Origin of the sequence: Zavarzinia sp. CC-PAN008 (assembly GCF_051903925.1) — a bacterium.
In the GTDB taxonomy this organism is placed as follows: domain Bacteria; phylum Pseudomonadota; class Alphaproteobacteria; order Zavarziniales; family Zavarziniaceae.
Genome location: NZ_CP173678.1, coordinates 2940439 through 2955013, shown reverse-complemented (window position 1 = coordinate 2955013; position 14575 = coordinate 2940439). Strand labels below are relative to the sequence as shown.

16 protein-coding genes are annotated in these 14575 nt (G+C 69.4%); 8 read left to right on the top strand and 8 right to left on the bottom strand.

What is annotated here, in order from left to right; all coding sequences use genetic code 11:
- Nucleotides 1–115 precede the first annotated feature (115 nt).
- The 5 genes from ACI6GS_RS13905 to ACI6GS_RS13885 all read left to right on the top strand — a co-directional run bounded on the left by ACI6GS_RS13905 (nucleotide 116) and on the right by ACI6GS_RS13885 (nucleotide 5562).
- Complete coding sequence (locus ACI6GS_RS13905; RefSeq protein ID WP_439814049.1) at nucleotides 116–1060, top strand: ABC transporter permease; 945 nt, start codon at nucleotides 116–118, stop codon at nucleotides 1058–1060.
- A complete protein-coding gene (locus ACI6GS_RS13900) occupies nucleotides 1041–1967 on the top strand; it encodes an ABC transporter permease (protein ID WP_439814048.1) in 927 nt (308 codons plus the stop codon). Before ACI6GS_RS13905 ends, ACI6GS_RS13900 begins: the two co-directional genes overlap by 20 nt.
- Nucleotides 1964–2929 (top strand): ABC transporter ATP-binding protein, encoded by a 966-nt coding sequence (locus ACI6GS_RS13895; RefSeq protein WP_439814047.1) that lies wholly within the window; start codon nucleotides 1964–1966, stop codon nucleotides 2927–2929. The genes ACI6GS_RS13900 and ACI6GS_RS13895 overlap by 4 nt, the downstream gene beginning before the upstream one ends.
- A complete protein-coding gene (locus ACI6GS_RS13890) occupies nucleotides 2926–3939 on the top strand; it encodes an oligopeptide/dipeptide ABC transporter ATP-binding protein (RefSeq protein ID WP_439814046.1) in 1014 nt (337 codons plus the stop codon). The genes ACI6GS_RS13895 and ACI6GS_RS13890 overlap by 4 nt, the downstream gene beginning before the upstream one ends.
- Nucleotides 3940–4008: 69 nt before the next feature.
- Complete coding sequence (locus tag ACI6GS_RS13885; RefSeq protein ID WP_439814045.1) at nucleotides 4009–5562, top strand: ABC transporter substrate-binding protein; 1554 nt, start codon at nucleotides 4009–4011, stop codon at nucleotides 5560–5562.
- Between the two features lie 127 nt (nucleotides 5563–5689).
- On the opposite strand, the gene ACI6GS_RS13880 is transcribed toward ACI6GS_RS13885, so the two are convergent.
- A complete protein-coding gene (locus tag ACI6GS_RS13880) occupies nucleotides 5690–6079 on the bottom strand; it encodes a RidA family protein (protein WP_439814044.1) in 390 nt (129 codons plus the stop codon).
- A 177-nt stretch (nucleotides 6080–6256) separates the two neighbouring features.
- Here ACI6GS_RS13880 and ACI6GS_RS13875 point away from each other — a divergent pair, with 177 nt between their 5' ends.
- On the top strand, nucleotides 6257–6691 hold the full coding sequence (locus ACI6GS_RS13875; protein ID WP_439814043.1) for a hypothetical protein: 435 nt from the start codon (nucleotides 6257–6259) through the stop codon (nucleotides 6689–6691).
- An 84-nt stretch (nucleotides 6692–6775) separates the two neighbouring features.
- Here ACI6GS_RS13875 and ACI6GS_RS13870 read toward each other — a convergent pair whose 3' ends face one another.
- The 6 genes from ACI6GS_RS13870 to paaI form a co-directional block, all read right to left on the bottom strand.
- Nucleotides 6776–7876 (bottom strand): 2Fe-2S iron-sulfur cluster-binding protein, encoded by a 1101-nt coding sequence (locus ACI6GS_RS13870; RefSeq protein WP_439814042.1) that lies wholly within the window; start codon nucleotides 7874–7876, stop codon nucleotides 6776–6778.
- Complete coding sequence (paaD, locus tag ACI6GS_RS13865) at nucleotides 7873–8334, bottom strand: 1,2-phenylacetyl-CoA epoxidase subunit PaaD (protein WP_439814041.1); 462 nt, start codon at nucleotides 8332–8334, stop codon at nucleotides 7873–7875. The genes ACI6GS_RS13870 and paaD overlap by 4 nt, the downstream gene beginning before the upstream one ends.
- Nucleotides 8328–9083: a 1,2-phenylacetyl-CoA epoxidase subunit PaaC gene (paaC, locus tag ACI6GS_RS13860; protein WP_439814040.1), complete on the bottom strand. Its 756-nt coding sequence runs from the start codon at nucleotides 9081–9083 to the stop codon at nucleotides 8328–8330. Before paaC ends, paaD begins: the two co-directional genes overlap by 7 nt.
- A gap of 154 nt (nucleotides 9084–9237) precedes the next feature.
- Nucleotides 9238–9522, bottom strand: coding sequence for a 1,2-phenylacetyl-CoA epoxidase subunit PaaB (gene paaB, locus ACI6GS_RS13855; protein WP_439814039.1), 285 nt, complete (start codon nucleotides 9520–9522; stop codon nucleotides 9238–9240).
- Nucleotides 9519–10487, bottom strand: coding sequence for a 1,2-phenylacetyl-CoA epoxidase subunit PaaA (paaA, locus tag ACI6GS_RS13850; RefSeq protein WP_439814038.1), 969 nt, complete (start codon nucleotides 10485–10487; stop codon nucleotides 9519–9521). Before paaA ends, paaB begins: the two co-directional genes overlap by 4 nt.
- Nucleotides 10488–10541: 54 nt before the next feature.
- Nucleotides 10542–10958 carry a hydroxyphenylacetyl-CoA thioesterase PaaI gene (paaI, locus tag ACI6GS_RS13845; protein WP_439814037.1) on the bottom strand — a complete coding sequence of 139 codons (417 nt, stop codon included), beginning with the start codon at nucleotides 10956–10958 and terminating at the stop codon, nucleotides 10542–10544.
- 92 nt (nucleotides 10959–11050) lie between these two features.
- Here paaI and paaG point away from each other — a divergent pair, with 92 nt between their 5' ends.
- Nucleotides 11051–11839, top strand: a complete 789-nt coding sequence (gene paaG / locus ACI6GS_RS13840; protein WP_439814036.1) for a 2-(1,2-epoxy-1,2-dihydrophenyl)acetyl-CoA isomerase PaaG — start codon at nucleotides 11051–11053, stop codon at nucleotides 11837–11839.
- Between the two features lie 229 nt (nucleotides 11840–12068).
- Here paaG and ACI6GS_RS13835 read toward each other — a convergent pair whose 3' ends face one another.
- Nucleotides 12069–12860 (bottom strand): MOSC domain-containing protein, encoded by a 792-nt coding sequence (locus ACI6GS_RS13835; protein ID WP_439814035.1) that lies wholly within the window; start codon nucleotides 12858–12860, stop codon nucleotides 12069–12071.
- A gap of 152 nt (nucleotides 12861–13012) precedes the next feature.
- Here ACI6GS_RS13835 and ACI6GS_RS13830 point away from each other — a divergent pair, with 152 nt between their 5' ends.
- Nucleotides 13013–14518, top strand: a complete 1506-nt coding sequence (locus ACI6GS_RS13830) for a flavin-containing monooxygenase (RefSeq protein WP_439814034.1) — start codon at nucleotides 13013–13015, stop codon at nucleotides 14516–14518.
- The last annotated feature ends 57 nt before the right edge of the window (nucleotides 14519–14575 follow it).

Sequence of the window (14575 nt, the reverse complement as noted above, 5' to 3'; positions counted from 1 at the left end):
ACTGCATACAACGAGGGGGAAACGCGCCAGGACACCGAGAGGAGAATGCGGTGCCGATCGTCGCGTCATGTTGCGGCAGGTACAGCCCTGCCGGTCACGGGTCCGAGCGCGCCTGATGGCGTTCTATGCCCTGCGCCGCCTTGGTCTGGCGGTCCTGGTCCTGCTGGTCACGACGACGATGCTGTTCGGCCTCGTCTATGTCGTGCCGGGGGATCCCGCCAGCGTGGCCCTGGGGCCCCGCGCCAGCGAAGCCGTGCGGGAAGCTTTCCGCCAGCGCATGGGCCTGGACCAGCCGCTGGTGGTGCAGTGGTGGAACTTCGTGTCGCGGCTTGTGCAGGGCGACCTTGGCACCGACGTGCTGACCGGCCGGCCGGTGAACGAGCTGGTCCTGGGTGCCCTGCCCCATACCCTGGCCCTGACGGCACTCGGCATCGGCTGGGCGATCCTTCTGGGCGTGCCGCTGGGCGTCTGGTCGGCGTTGCACCGCGACGGCATCGTCGATCGCGTGGCGGGCGTGCTGTCGATCAGCGTGATCTCGCTGCCGTCCTTCGTCGTCGCGATCTATGCCCTGCTGCTGTTCGCAGTGCAGCTCAAGTGGTTTCCCGCGATCGGCGCGGGCGAGCCCGGGCAATGGGGACAGAAGCTGCACCATCTGGTGCTGCCGGCCTTTGCCGTCGGGCTCGGCTGGCTTGGCTATCTCTCGCGCCTCGTCCGCGCCGCGATGATCGACGTCCTGGGCGAGCAGCATGTCCGCACCTTCCGGGCGTTCGGCATCCGCGACAGCTGGATTGCGCTGCGCTACGCCCTGCCGGTGGCCCTGCCCCCGGTGATCGCGGTCCTGGGCATCGGCATCGGCGCACTGCTGTCCGGTGCCGTCCTGACCGAGATCGTGTTCGCCAGGCCGGGCCTGGGCCGTCTGACCTATGACGCCGTCATCACGCGGAACTTCCCCGTCGTGATGGGGACCGTCGTCGTCACGGCTGCCCTCTACCTTCTGTGCAACCTGGCGGCCGACCTGCTGGTGGCGAGGCTGGATCCCCGTGTCCGCCGTGCCCTCTGACAGCGCCGTGGCGGCGGCACCGGTCCGCAGCGCCACCGTGTCCGCCGACAGCCCTCCGGGATCCGGCCGCGGTCGCCGCATCCTGCGCCGCGTCCTGGCCCAGCCCATGGGCCGGATCGGTGCGGCCCTGGTCGCCCTGGTGGTGATCCTGGCGATCTTCGGCCCCTGGCTCACCCCCTATAACCCTATCGCGATCCGCGCCCCGGACCGGTTTGCGGCGCCCAGCCTGGAGCATTGGCTGGGGGCAGACCAGCTGGGGCGGGACGTGCTGTCGCGCATCATTGCCGGCACCCGCACGGCAATGACGGTGGCGGTTGCCGGCATTGGGATGGCGCTGGTGGCGGGCCTGGTCCTGGGCCTGCTGGCGGGCTATGGCCCGCGTTTCCTCGACCTTGGGCTGATGCTCGCCTGCGATGCCGTCATCTCGTTGCCGATGATCCTGTTCGCGCTGGCGGTCGTCACCCTCTATGGCCCCAGCCTGCAGACCATCCTGATCGTGGTCGCAGTGTTCATGACGCCCGCCTATTTCCGGGTCGTCCGCAGCCAGACTTTGGTCCTGAAGCGCAGCGAGTACGTGCTCGCCGCCCGGGCCATGGGCGCGTCCCCCTTGCGTGTCGTGCTGCGCCACGTTCTGCCCAACATGGCGGGCCCCCTGCTGGTCCTTGTGGCGATGGACGTGCCCGCCGTGATCGCCGTCGAATCGGGCCTCAGCTTCCTGGGCCAGGGCGTGCGGCCGCCGACGCCCAGCTGGGGCGGCATCATCAATGACGGATATTCCTTCATTGGCGAGGCGCCGCACATCGTGGCGGCGGCGGGCCTGCCCGTGATCCTGGCGACGATCGGCTTCACCCTGCTGGGCGAGGCGTTGCGCGACGCGCTCGACCCGCGCGTACGGGGGCGGACATGACCGCGCTGCTCCAGCTGGACCGGCTGTCCATCACCTTCGACAGCGACCACGGCCCGGTCGCCGCGGTGCGCGCTGTCTCCCTCACCCTGCACCAGGGCCAGGTCCTGGGCCTGGTCGGCGAGAGCGGCAGCGGCAAGACCACGCTGGTCAACGCGATGATGGCCCTGCTGCCGCCCTATGCCCGGACGGAAGGGCGCCTGCTGCTCGACGGCCGCGACCTTGCCCACCAGAGCGAGGCGAGCCTGCGGCGCCTGCGCGGCAACGGCATCGCCGCGGTGTTCCAGGACCCCTTCACCGCGCTCAATCCTGTCGTCGCCATCGGTCGGCAGCTTGTCGCCTTCCAGCACCACAGGGTGGAGCGCAGCCGGCGCGAACGCTGGGCCCTGGCGCAGGATATGCTCGCGCGCGTCGGTATTTCCGACCCCGCCGTGCGCATGAGCCAATACCCGTTCGAACTGTCGGGCGGCATCCGCCAGCGCGTGGCGATCGCCGCCGCCCTGCTGACCGAGCCGCGCCTGCTCCTGGCGGACGAGCCGACGACCGCCCTCGACGCCACGACCGAGCTGCAGATCGTGGCCCTGTTGGACGAGGTGCGCGACCTGGTGCGGGGCGCCACCGTCTTCGTCAGCCACGACATGGGGCTGGTCGCCCAGCTCTGCGACCAGGTCGCCGTGATGTACGCGGGCGAGCTGGTCGAGGCGGGACCGGTGGATCAGGTCCTGTCGCGCCCCACGCATCCCTATACCCGCGCCCTGCTGGCCTGCGACCCCGCCGCCATCGAGACGGCGACGCGGCGCCTGCCCACCATTCCGGGCCGGGTGCCCAGTCCGCTCGCCCCGCGCAGCGGCTGCGCCTTCCAGCCCCGCTGCGGCGAGGCCCTGCCCCAATGCGCCAGCATCCGCCCGCCCGACCTGGTCCGGAGCGACGGCAGCCGTGCACTGTGCCACCGGGCCGTCGCATGAGCGCGCCCTTCCCCGTGCTGGAGGTGACGGACGCCGTGGTGCGGGTGCCCGGCTCCACGCTGTTCGACCGCCTGCTGGGCCGCGGTCCAGCACACCTTGAGATCGTGGCCGGTGTCTCCCTCAGCCTGGCCCGGGGCGAAACGCTAGGCCTGGTCGGCGAAAGCGGCAGCGGCAAGACCACGCTCGGCCGCGCCATCCTGGGCCTGACGCCGCTCAGTTCGGGCGCCGTGCGCATTGACGGGCGCCAGGCCGACGGCTTCGGCGATGGCCCCTGGCGGCCGTTGCGGCGCGAGGCGGCGATGATGTTCCAGGACCCGGTCGCCTCGCTCGACCCGCGCATGACGGTGTTCCAGGCGGTGACCGAGCCCGTGCTGATCCAGGAGCGGCCACCCTTGCGCGCGCGGGGCCACCTGCGCCCCATGGCAGCCCGCCTGATCGAGCGGGTGGGCCTGCCGCGTGCCCTGCTCGACCGCTATCCCCACGAGCTTTCGGGCGGCCAGGCGCGCCGCGTGTCCGTCGCCCGCGCGCTGGCCCTGCGGCCCAAGCTGGTGGTGGCGGACGAGCCGACCGCCGGCCTGGACCTGTCGATCCAGGGTGAGCTGCTCAACCTGCTGGACGAGCTGCAGAAGGACCTGGGCATGAGCATCCTGCTCATCACCCACAATCTGGGCGTCACGCGCCACGTCACCGATCGCACCGCGGTCATGTACCTGGGCCGCCTGGTCGAGACGGGGCCGACCGCCTCGGTCTTTGCCAGGCCCGCCCATCCCTATACCCGCGCCCTGCTGGAGGCGAAGCTGCCGCGGGCCCGCGGCGTCCGGGCGGCCCCGCTGGCGGGCGAAGTGCCCAGCCTGCGCCGCCGGCCGCCGGCCTGCGAATTCCATACCCGCTGCCCGCTGGCGCAGGACATCTGCCGCAGCGTGGCACCGCCTGAAACCGCGGTGGACGGCGCCGGCCACAGCGTGCGCTGCCATTTCCCAAATGTCCGCAGTCTGGGTGCCGCCGCATGAGCGGCCCCCGGTGCGACAGCAAGTGTGTGCGTGCCCTCCCTCAGCCTCCAGCGATGGACCCGGATCCCCATGAGACTTGATCGACGCGAAGTCCTGACCGCCCTTGCCGCCCTGGGCCTGGGGGCCTCGGCGCTGGGCCGCGCCCAGGCCGTGATGGCGCAGGATCTGAAGATCCTGCGTGTCCAGAACGACACCGACATCCAGAACCTGGACCCTGCCTTGCGGCACGGCTGGTACGACGAGATGCCGATGTACGCGATCTTCCAGGGCCTGTGCCAATACAAGAGCGGCGAGACCTGGGGCTGGCAGCTGGACGCCGCGTCCGAGCTGACCCAGGTGGACGACAAGACGATCAGCTTCACCCTGAAGCCCGGCCAGATGTGGACCGGCGACTTTGGCGAGATGACGGCCGAAGACGTGAAGTACTCGTTCGAGCGCTTCCTCGATCCCAAGCTGGAAGCCGTCTACAAGGAGGAGTGGGAGGCCCTGGACCGCGTCGAGGTGCTCGACAAGTACAAGGGCGTCATCCACCTCAAGACCGCCTATGCGCCGCTGTTCACGATCACCCTGCCCAGCGCGTCCGGCATCGTCGTCTGCAAGGCGGCCCTGGAGAAGAACGGCGGCAAGATCGAGACCGATCCCTTCGCCACTTCCGGTCCCTACAAGATCAAGGCCTGGACCCCGCGCGAGAAGCTGGTCCTGGATCGCAATCCCGCCTGGACCGGCACCGCCCCCTATTTCGACGAAATCCACCTGATCCCCATCGTCGACCTGAAGACGGCCGAGATCGGCTACCAGGCGGGCGACCTCGACATCACCAAGGTGGCCTTGAGCTCGGTCCCCCAGATCCAGAAGGCGGCAGACCCGAAGACGACGCTCAGCACCGCCCCGGCGCTGGCCTACATCTGGATGGGGATGAACGTCGAGCATCCCAAGCTGAAGGACGTTCGCGTCCGCCGCGCGATCCAGCACGCGATCGACGTGCCGACCATCCTCGACACGACCTTTGGCGGCGCGGTGGCGCCGGCGCTTGGGGTCGTCCCCTCATCCCTGCCCGGTGCGCGCACGGCGCTCCTCTATGGCTACGACCCTGAGAAGTCCAAGGCCCTCCTGGCCGAGGCGGGGGTCAGCGACCTGTCGCTCAAGATCGACTTCTCGGCCGACACCGACTACTCGACCATCGCCCAGATCATGCAGGCTCAGCTGGCCGAGGTTGGCATCACGCTGGAAATCACGCCCATGGACCGCGCGGCGTTCAGCGCCTCGCACATGGAATCCAAGGGCGAGGCCTGGAAGGACAGCCAGCTCTTCATCGTGAAGTTCACGACCGGCCCCGACGCCAGCAACGTCACCGCCTGGTACACCTGCGACCAGGTTGGCGTGTGGAACTGGCAGCGCACCTGCGATCCCGCCTGGGATGCCGAGAACAAGGCCGCGACGACCGAGACGGACCCCGCCAAGCGCGCCGCCACCTATATCGACCTGCAGAACCGGCTGGAGGAGACGGGCGCCTATGTCTTCCTCTACCACGGCACCAATGCCTGGGTGAGCAAGGCCGCGATCAAGGGGGCCTACACCCCCGACGCCAAGTGGCTGATGTTCCGCGAAACCACCGGCGCCTGACCCCCTGCTACTCCTCCCCTACGTCCCCCGGTTTATCCGGGGGACCCATGAGCCGACCGGCAAGCACTCGGAACGGCTGGTTCATGGATGCCCCGCATAAACCGGGGCACGTAGGGGAGGGGATGACCTACCCCGGCAGCTTGGCCGCGACCGCCTCGATCTCGACGAACAGGGCGGGACTGGCCAGGGCCTTGACGAACAGCAGCGTCGTCGCCGGCGGTGGCGATGACAGCAGGGCCGCGGCGGCCCCCAGGAAATCGGGCACCATCGCCTCGTCCGTGAGGTAGATCGTATACTTCACGACGTCCTCAACCCCCATGCCAGCACCCGCCAGCACGGCCTTCAGGTTGGCGACGGCCAGGGCCGCCTGCCCTGCCATGTCGGGGGGGATCGCCCCGTCCGCGCCTTGTCCCACCTGGCCTGCAATGAACAGCAGCCGGGCGCCGGCCGGCACCTCCACCCCATGGCTGTAGAAATTCGGTGTCGAGGCCCCGTCCGGATTGAACTTGCGCAGCATTTGATCCTCCCGTTTGTGTCACGTTGTGCATCCTATCGTGACAAAATACAAAACGATAGGAACAAATAACGAACATTCTTGAGAGGCGCGATACGACCCCTGCGTGTGAACCACACAGGGTTTGCCTGGCTGTGCCTGGCCGGACGACAAGCCGGCTGGGCATGGACGGGAGGCGGGATGGAACAGGCGATCCAGGCATTCTTCACGCGCTACCAGGATCTGGTGAATCGCGCCCTCGCGGGAGAGGGGGTCGTACACGACCTGAGACCCATGTTTGCCGAGGCGACGATCGCCGCAACGCCCCAGGGCGTCACGACCGCGCGCAACGACGCCGACCTCGGCCGCGCAATGCAGGACGGCCATGCGCGGTATCGCGCGATCGGCACCCGGTCCATGGTGATCCGCTTCGTGGCGGTCCAGCCGATCGACGCCATGCACGCCCAGGCGCAGGTCGGATGGACCGCCGCCTATGCCCGGCCCGGGCGGCCCAACCTGCCGCTGGATTTCGACGTGACCTATTTCCTGCAGATGCGCGGCGGGCCGCCCCGCATCTTCGGCTGGGTCTCCGGCGACGAGGAGGGCCTGCTGCGCCAGCACGGCATCATCGCCTGAGCCCCAGAGTCTGTTTGCATATTCGCGGGGGTGAACGGATTCTCCAGAAGGGCTCTCAGCCCCCTGTGTATCAGAGCCTGAGCCTCAGACGTCGTAGTCGAGCACGACGGGGCCCCTTGGCACGGCCTGGCAGGTCAGGACGAAGCCCTGAGCCACTTCCTCGTCACTCAGGCCGTAATTCACCTTCATGGCCACCTCTCCCTCCACCACGCGGGCGCGGCAGGTGGCGCAGACCCCGCCCTTGCAGGCATAGGGCGCGGGCAGGCCGGCCGCGCGCACGCTGTCCAGCACGTTGCCCGCCTCGGGGCGGTAGGCGACAGGGACGCGACGACCGTCCAGCGTCACAGTCATCGGCACGGCGCCCGCAGTCGCGGCCAGCGCCTCGGCCGCCGCGCGCTGTGCCGGATCGGGCGCCAGCACGGTGAAGCGCTCGGCATGAATCGCTCCGGGCTCCACGCCGAATGCGGCCAGGGCAGCGCGCGCCTCCCCCATCATCGGCGCCGGCCCGCAGAGGAAGACGGCGTCCGGCGTGCCCGGCAGCAGCAGGCGGAGCGCCCGTTCGCAGCGTTCGCGGTCCAGGCGCCCGGCGAACAGCTCGACCTCGTCCACCTCGCGCGAGAGGAAGTGATGGACCTGCAGGCGACCGATATGGCGGTCCTTCAGCGCGGCCAGCTCCTCAAGGAACAGCACGGTCGAAAGGCCCCGGTTGGCATAGAACAGGGTGACCGCACTGTCCGGCTCGACCGCCAGGGCCGTGCGGATCAGCGACAGGACCGGCGTGATCCCCGATCCGGCAGCGATCGCCAGGTAGCGCCGCGCGCGGCCCCCCTCGAAGCCGAAGGTGAAGCGCCCGAACGGCGCACCCACCTCGATCCACTCCCCCGTCCTCAGCGTGCCGTTGGCAAAGCCCGACATGGCCCCGCCCGGCAGGTGCCGCACGGCCACGCGCAGGCTGCCGTCGCCGGGTGCGGAGCAGATCGAATAGGTGCGCCGGACATCCTCGCCCTCGATGACGCGGCGCAGGGTCAGGTGCTGGCCCGCCTTGAAGGCAAAGGTCGCGCGCAGGGGCTCCGGCACCGCGAACAGCAGCGAGACGGCATCCGGCGTCTCGCGCCGCACCTCGGCCAGCCGCAGGAAGTGGAAGCCGGGGGCCGCCTCGGGCGACGGGGGCGCTGTCTGGGTCAATGACATTTGAAACGGTCGAACGGTTCGCGGCAGTCGAGACAGCGCCACAGCGCCTTGCACGGGGTCGAGCCAAAGCGGCTGATCTCCTCCGTGGCGGCAGAGCCGCATTGCGGGCAGGCCACACGGGCGGCGGGCGACGGGGGTGCTATGCCATAGCGGCGCAGCTTCTCCCGGCCCTGGGCACTGATCCAGTCGGTGGTCCAGGCCGGTGCCAGCCGCGTCGTCACCGCCACCTGGTCAAAGCCGGCACCATCCAGCGCCGCGCGCACGCTGAGCGCGATGGCATGGGTCGCCGGACAACCGCTATAGGTCGGCGTCAGCACGACCGCCCCCTGGCCCTCGGCCTCCACCGCGCGGACGATCCCCAGGTCAACGACCGAGACGACGGGGATTTCCGGGTCCGGCACGCCTTCCAGCACCGACCAGATGGCGCCGGCGTCGACCGCGTCGCTCACCATGTCGCCCCCGGATTGGCCCGTGGCAGGGACTGCATGACCGCCAGCAGCGGCCCCAGGTGCTCGGAATGGTGCCCGCGCCGCCCGCCCAGCACGCCGCGCCGCGGCGTCGGCTGCGTCAGCGCCGCCGCATCCAGGGTCGCCGCGATCCGGCTGTCGAACGCAACGCGCAGGGCCGCCTTGTCCAGGCCGAAGCCGCGCTGCGCGGCACCGGCGTCCAGGTCGTCCGCCACGAACAGCTCGTCGACAAAGCGCCAGCACCAGTCCAGGCCGTCCACCATGCGCTGCCGGCTCTCGACCGTGCCGTCGCCCAGCCGCACGGTCCAGTCGGCGGCCAGCCGCGCGTGATAGGCCATTTCCTTCACGGCCTTGGCGGCGATCCCGGCAATGCGTGGCTCGGCCGCCTGCGCCAGTTGGCCATAGGCCAGTTCCGCCCAGGTGGCGAACAGCAGGTGGCGCGCGATGGTCCGGGCGAAGTCGCCGTTCGGCTGCTCCACCAGCAGGCAATTGGTGTAGTCCAGCGGCTCGCGGAGAAACGCCAGCGCATCGGCATCGCGTCCCGCCCCTTCGGCCTCCGCCGCCAGGTCCAGGAAGTGCGTCGCCTGCCCGATCAGGTCCAGGCCCATGTTGGACAGGGCCAGGTCCAGCTCCAGCGTCGGTGCATGCCCGCACCACTCCGCCACTCGCTGCCCCAGGACCAGCGCATCGTCCCCCAGCCGCAGGGCAAAGGCATGCAGCGTCGCGTCTGTCATGGCACAGGCCCAACAAGAACCACCTCATCCTGAGGTGCGGAGCGAAGCGGAGCCTCGAAGGATGGGCAGCCGGCGCTACGGCGGCCCATCCTTCGAGGCTCGCCGATGGCTCGCACCTCAGGATGAGGTGGAAAAAGAGCAACAACGAGAGCCATCAGATGTTCTTCACGTTCGCTGGCACGACATAGAAGGTCGGGTGGCGATAGACCTTGTCGGCCGCCGGCTCGAACAGGGGGCCCGCCTCGTCCGGGTCGGACGCGGTGATCGCGGCGGACGGCACCACCCACAGGCTCACGCCCTCCTGCCGCCGCGTATAGGCATCGCGCGCGGCGTCGATCGCCATGCGCGCATCGGCCGCGTGGATCGAGCCAACATGGCGGTGGGACAGGCCGCCCCTGGCCCGCACGAACACCTCCCACAGGGGCAGGTCCGCGCTCATGCCGCGGCCCGTTCGGCGGCGCGTGCCGCCTGCTTCTCCGCATGCGCCAGGGCCGCCTCGCGCACCCAGGCGCCCTCGTCCCAGGCGGCGCGCCTGGCCGCCATGCGCTCCTTGGCGACCGGCCCCTCGCCGCGGACCACGGCCGCGAACTCGGCCCAGTCGATCGCGCCGAAGTCGTACGAGCCTCGCGCCGCGTTCCAGCGCAAGTCCGGGTCCGGCACCGTCAGGCCCAGCGCCTCGGCCTGGGGCACCGTCACGTCCACGAACTTCTGGCGCAGTTCGTCGTTGCTCTCGCGCTTGATGCGCCAGCGGATGGATTGCGCGGTGTTGGGCGACTGGTCGTCGGGCGGGCCGAACATCATCAGGCTGGGCCACCACCAGCGGTCCAGCGCGTCCTGCGCCATGCGCTTCTGCGCGGCCGTGCCACCCGCCATCACCGTCATGATCTCGAAGCCCTGGCGCTGGTGGAAGCTCTCCTCCTTGCAGATGCGCACCATGGCCCGCGCATAGGGCCCGTAGGAGCAGCGCTGCAGCGGCACCTGGTTCATGATCGCGGCCCCATCGACCAGCCAGCCGATCGCACCGATATCCGCCCAGGTCAGGGTCGGATAGTTGAAGATCGTCGAATACTTGGCGCGGCCCTCGTGCAGCGCCTCGGTCATGTCCTGCCGGCTGGTGCCCAGCGTCTCGGCCGCGGAATAGAGGTACAGTCCGTGTCCCCCCTCATCCTGCACCTTGGCCAGCAGCACCGCCTTGCGCCGCAGGCTGGGGGCCCGGGCGATCCAGGCACCTTCGGGCAGCATGCCGACGATCTCGGAATGGGCATGCTGCGAGATCTGGCGCACCAGCGTCCGGCGATAGGCGTCGGGCATCCAGTCCTTGGGCTCGATGAAGGCATCGGCCGCGACGCGCGCCTCGAACGCTTCCGTCAAGGCCTCGGTCAAGGTCTGCTCGTCATGCGCCATCACCAATCCTCCCTGGATCGACTCATATAATAACCCGACCGATCGGTCAATCAATCAGAGGATGCTGCCGCCAATCGTCCGGCTCAGGCCCTGGAACTCGGCGATCGCGCGCCCATCCTCGCCCCGCACCGACACGGCATAGACGCCACTGCGCCCCGCGAGGCTCTGCTCGCGCGCCTCCGCCACCAGGCGCTCGCCGGCAATCCCCTTGTCCAGGAAGACGATGGAGGCGGCTTGCGCAACGCAGGCCTGATTGCGCGAATTGCAGGCATAGGCGAATGCGGTATCGGCCAGCGCAAAGATCATGCCGCCATGGGCGATGCCGTGGCCGTTCAGCATGTCGGGCCGCAGCCGCATGGCCAGCCTGGAATAGCCCTCTCCCGCCGCCTCGATCTCGATGCCCCAGGCAGGTCCCGTCCCCTCCCGGGCCAGCATGGTTTCGGCAAGGCGCAGAGGGGTGACATCAGGCATGGGCGCTTGTCCTTGGATTGACCGACCGACCGTTCAATCATAGAAGCGAAGCAACGGCCGCAACAGGCCGCACCACAGGGGGATGCGTCGCGATGGGCTTTGCCACGATCCAGTTCACGCTCGACGGCGGCATTGCCCGCCTGGCCCTCAACCGCCCGGACAAGCTCAACAGCTTCACCGCCGAAATGCACGGCGAGATCGCCCAGGCCCTGACCCGGATCGAGGCGGAGGGTGCGCGCGTCCTGCTGCTGACCGGGGCGGGGCGCGGCTTCTGTGCCGGACAGGACCTGGCGGACCCCGCCATCGCCCCCGGCCAGCCCGGCCACGACCTGGGCACCACGATCGAGACGCACTACAACCCGCTGGTGCGCCGCCTGGCTGCCCTGCCCCTGCCCGTCGTGGCTGCGGTGAACGGCGTCGCCGCCGGGGCCGGCGCCAACCTGGCCTTTGGCTGCGACATCGTGATCGCCGCGCGCAGCGCCAGGTTCATCCAGTCCTTCGCCAATATCGGCCTGGTGCCGGATGGTGGGGGCACCTGGATCCTGCCACGCCTTGCGGGCCAGGCCCGCGCCATGGGCCTGGCCCTGACCGGCCAGCCGCTGCCCGCGGAACAGGCCGCCGCCTGGGGCCTGATCTGGTCCTGCGTCGACGACGACAAGCTGATGGCGGAGGCCGAGGCGCTGGTGGCCCGCTTCGCTACAGCCCCCACCCGCGGCCTGGCCGCGACCAAGAAGGCGCTGCGCGCGGCGTGGGGCGCCGACCTGTCGACCCAGCTCGACCTTGAGCGCGACCTGCAGCGCGAAATGGGCACCAGCGCCGACTACCAGGAAGGCGTCGCCGCCTTCCTCGAAAAGCGCAAGCCCGCCTTCACCGGGGCGTAGATCCTGCACATTTTGAATGACTTGATGGTCGATCCATAGTTCCCCGGATGATCTGGAGGACGTAGGGGAACGGGAGACCACGTCGCTCCCTCTCCCGCCGCGAAGCGGTGGGAGAGGGTTGGGGTGAGGGCAGGCCGCGCCATCTGAGCCGCCACCCAAGCATCAACCCGCAGGACGTCGCCCCCACCCTGCCCTCCCCCATCCCTTCGGGCCGGGGGAGGGTTCTGCGTCAGCCGTCCAGCACCACCGCGTCGCCGGCCTGCACCATGCCCTCGGCCAGGACGGCGCAATACAGGCCGGCGCAGGACTCGTGGTTGTCGCTGACCACCGCCAGGACCTGGGGATCGCTCTCCAGCGTCTCGGGGTCATAGGTGATCATCTTGCAGCGCGCATCGCGGCCCTGGACCGCGATGCGGACGCGCGCGCCGATGCGGATGGTCCGGCCGATCAGTGCGTCCTCGCCATAGCCCTCTCCCTCGTCCAGCGCGATGGTGAAGTTCATGCGAAAGCGCCGCGCGTCCATGGGCCGGCCCAGTTCGCGCCCCAGCTGGTCGATCGTCTGGCTGGAGATGATCGAGACCGGCGCGCAGTCGGTCAGCGCGCGGTCGGAGCGGACCAGCGCCAGCGTCTCACCCGCCTTCATGTCGTCGCCAAGCAGGGCCAGAACCGCCGGATCGTCGATCGCCATGCGCGTGCCGTCGGGCGCCGCCACGTCCAGCGCCAGCGCCTCCGCCCCCGGATAGAGCGGCGTGAGGCCGGGGCCCAGCGTCTCTGCCGCCTTCAGGTTCTCGGGCGCCAGCGCCCGCTCCGGCGTACGAAAGACCGGCTGCCAGTGCAGCATGTCGGGCCGCCGCCGCGCCGTCAGGTAGGGAAAGCCCGGCATCGCCGCCGAATGCTGGATGGCATAGAGCCGGTCGCCGAGCAGACCGGAAAAGCTGACGAACGCGCTGTCCATCTGCTCGCCGGCCATGCTCTTGACCGGAAAGCGCCAGATCGCCGCCACGCTGCCAAGCCGGGTCATCGCGCCTCCTCCCATTGTCGTTATTTCTCTCCGCGCCAGCCTAAGGGAGGTTGCGCCGCCATTCAGCTTGGATCGCGCCCGACAGCGAATATACTGACCGGTAGGACGTGCACATTCCGGGACACCGGCCGCCAGAGCCGGGAGGAGACACATTGGACAAGACGATTGAGGCCAACCCGGCGTCGGGCGCAGCATCGGGCAAGGGCCGCCGCATCCTCATCATCGGTGCCGGCCCCGGTGGCCTGTGCGCGGGGATCAAGCTGGCCCAGGCCGGGCATGACAACTTCACGATCCTGGAAAAGGGCACGGGCGTCGGCGGCACCTGGTATCACAACCGCTATCCCGGCGCCGCCTGCGACGTGCAGAGCCACCTCTATTCGTTCTCGTTCGAGCTGAACCCCGGCTGGAGCGAGACCTATTCGGGGCAGAAGGAGATCCGCGCCTATATGGAGCGGGTGGCCGAGAAGTACGGCATGCTGCCCCGCATCCGCTTCCGCACCGAAGTCGTGCGCGCGGTGTGGGACGAGGCCGCGGCGGTCTGGCGCCTGACGCTGGCCGGCGGCGAGGTGCTGGAGGCCGAGGTGGTGATTGCCAGCCTGGGCATGTTCAACGACCTGAACAGGCCCAACATCCCGGGCGAAGCCGACTTCCGCGGCACGCTGTTCCACTCGGCCGACTGGCCGCACGACCTGGACCTTCGGGATAAGCGCATCGGCGTGATCGGCAGTGCTGCCAGCGCCGTGCAGTTCATCCCCGAACTGGCCAAGGTCGCACGCCACCTGACCGTCTTCCAGCGCTCCGCCAACTGGGTCCTGCCCAAGGAGGATCGCGTCTTCTCCGATCAGGAACTGGCCGCGATGAAGGCCGATCCCACGATCGTCGAGCGCTACCGGCAGGAACTCTACGATTCGCTCGAAGGCTTCATCACCTTCTCGAACCCCGACGCACTGAAGGCGGCGGAAGAGGCCGGTCTCGCGAACCTGGCCCAGGTCCAGGACCCGGCAACGCGGGAGAAGATGCGCCCGCAGGGGCCCTTCGGCTGCCAGCGCCCGCTGATCTCGAACCACTACTACCCGACGTTCAACCGGCCCAATGTCGAACTGGTCACGGAGGCGATCACCCGCGTGACGCCCACCGGGATCGAGACGGCGGACGGTACGGTGCGCAACTTCGACGTCATCATCCAGGGCACCGGCTTTGCCGCGACGCGCTACCTGGCGGCGATCGACGTCGTCGGCCGCGGCGGCAAGCGGCTGGAGGACGCCTGGAAGGACGGGGCAGAGGCCTATCTGGGCATGACCACGACGGGCTTCCCCAACCTGTTCATGCTCTATGGCCCCAACACCAACAACGGCTCCATCATCTTCATGCTGGAATGCCAGGTGGCCTATATCCTGCGCCAGCTGGACCGGCTCCAGAACGAATACCTGGCCTGGCTCGACGTGAAGCCCCAGGTCCAGTCCACCTACAACCAGGCGCTCCAGCACGACCTGGCGACGGTCGGCGTGTGGAAGGCGGGCGGCTGCTCCAACTACTACCGCTCCAGCACGGGCAAGATCGTGACCCAGTGGCCGCACACGATGACCGAGTACAAGGCCCGTACGACACGCCCCGACCCGGAGGCCTTCGAGGCGGCGCCCCTGGCCACGGTCGCGTGATCCGGGCGTAGCCTGATCCCGACCCCCGCCTGAGTGCCGGCAGCCACGATCATGGGA

What these genes read in the sequence shown, in the direction of transcription:
- ACI6GS_RS13905 (WP_439814049.1), top strand. Translation starts at nt 116, where the DNA reads ATGGCGTTCTATGCCCTGCGCCGCCTTGGTCTGGCGGTCCTGGTCCTG.
- ACI6GS_RS13895 (WP_439814047.1), top strand. Translation starts at nt 1,964, where the DNA reads ATGACCGCGCTGCTCCAGCTGGACCGGCTGTCCATCACCTTCGACAGC.
- ACI6GS_RS13890 (WP_439814046.1), top strand. Translation starts at nt 2,926, where the DNA reads ATGAGCGCGCCCTTCCCCGTGCTGGAGGTGACGGACGCCGTGGTGCGG.
- ACI6GS_RS13885 (WP_439814045.1), top strand. Translation starts at nt 4,009, where the DNA reads ATGAGACTTGATCGACGCGAAGTCCTGACCGCCCTTGCCGCCCTGGGC.
- ACI6GS_RS13880 (WP_439814044.1), bottom strand. Translation starts at nt 6,079, where the DNA reads ATGCTGCGCAAGTTCAATCCGGACGGGGCCTCGACACCGAATTTCTAC.
- ACI6GS_RS13875 (WP_439814043.1), top strand. Translation starts at nt 6,257, where the DNA reads ATGGAACAGGCGATCCAGGCATTCTTCACGCGCTACCAGGATCTGGTG.
- paaD (WP_439814041.1), bottom strand. Translation starts at nt 8,334, where the DNA reads ATGGTGAGCGACGCGGTCGACGCCGGCGCCATCTGGTCGGTGCTGGAA.
- paaC (WP_439814040.1), bottom strand. Translation starts at nt 9,083, where the DNA reads ATGACAGACGCGACGCTGCATGCCTTTGCCCTGCGGCTGGGGGACGAT.
- paaB (WP_439814039.1), bottom strand. Translation starts at nt 9,522, where the DNA reads ATGAGCGCGGACCTGCCCCTGTGGGAGGTGTTCGTGCGGGCCAGGGGC.
- paaA (WP_439814038.1), bottom strand. Translation starts at nt 10,487, where the DNA reads ATGGCGCATGACGAGCAGACCTTGACCGAGGCCTTGACGGAAGCGTTC.
- paaI (WP_439814037.1), bottom strand. Translation starts at nt 10,958, where the DNA reads ATGCCTGATGTCACCCCTCTGCGCCTTGCCGAAACCATGCTGGCCCGG.
- paaG (WP_439814036.1), top strand. Translation starts at nt 11,051, where the DNA reads ATGGGCTTTGCCACGATCCAGTTCACGCTCGACGGCGGCATTGCCCGC.
- ACI6GS_RS13835 (WP_439814035.1), bottom strand. Translation starts at nt 12,860, where the DNA reads ATGACCCGGCTTGGCAGCGTGGCGGCGATCTGGCGCTTTCCGGTCAAG.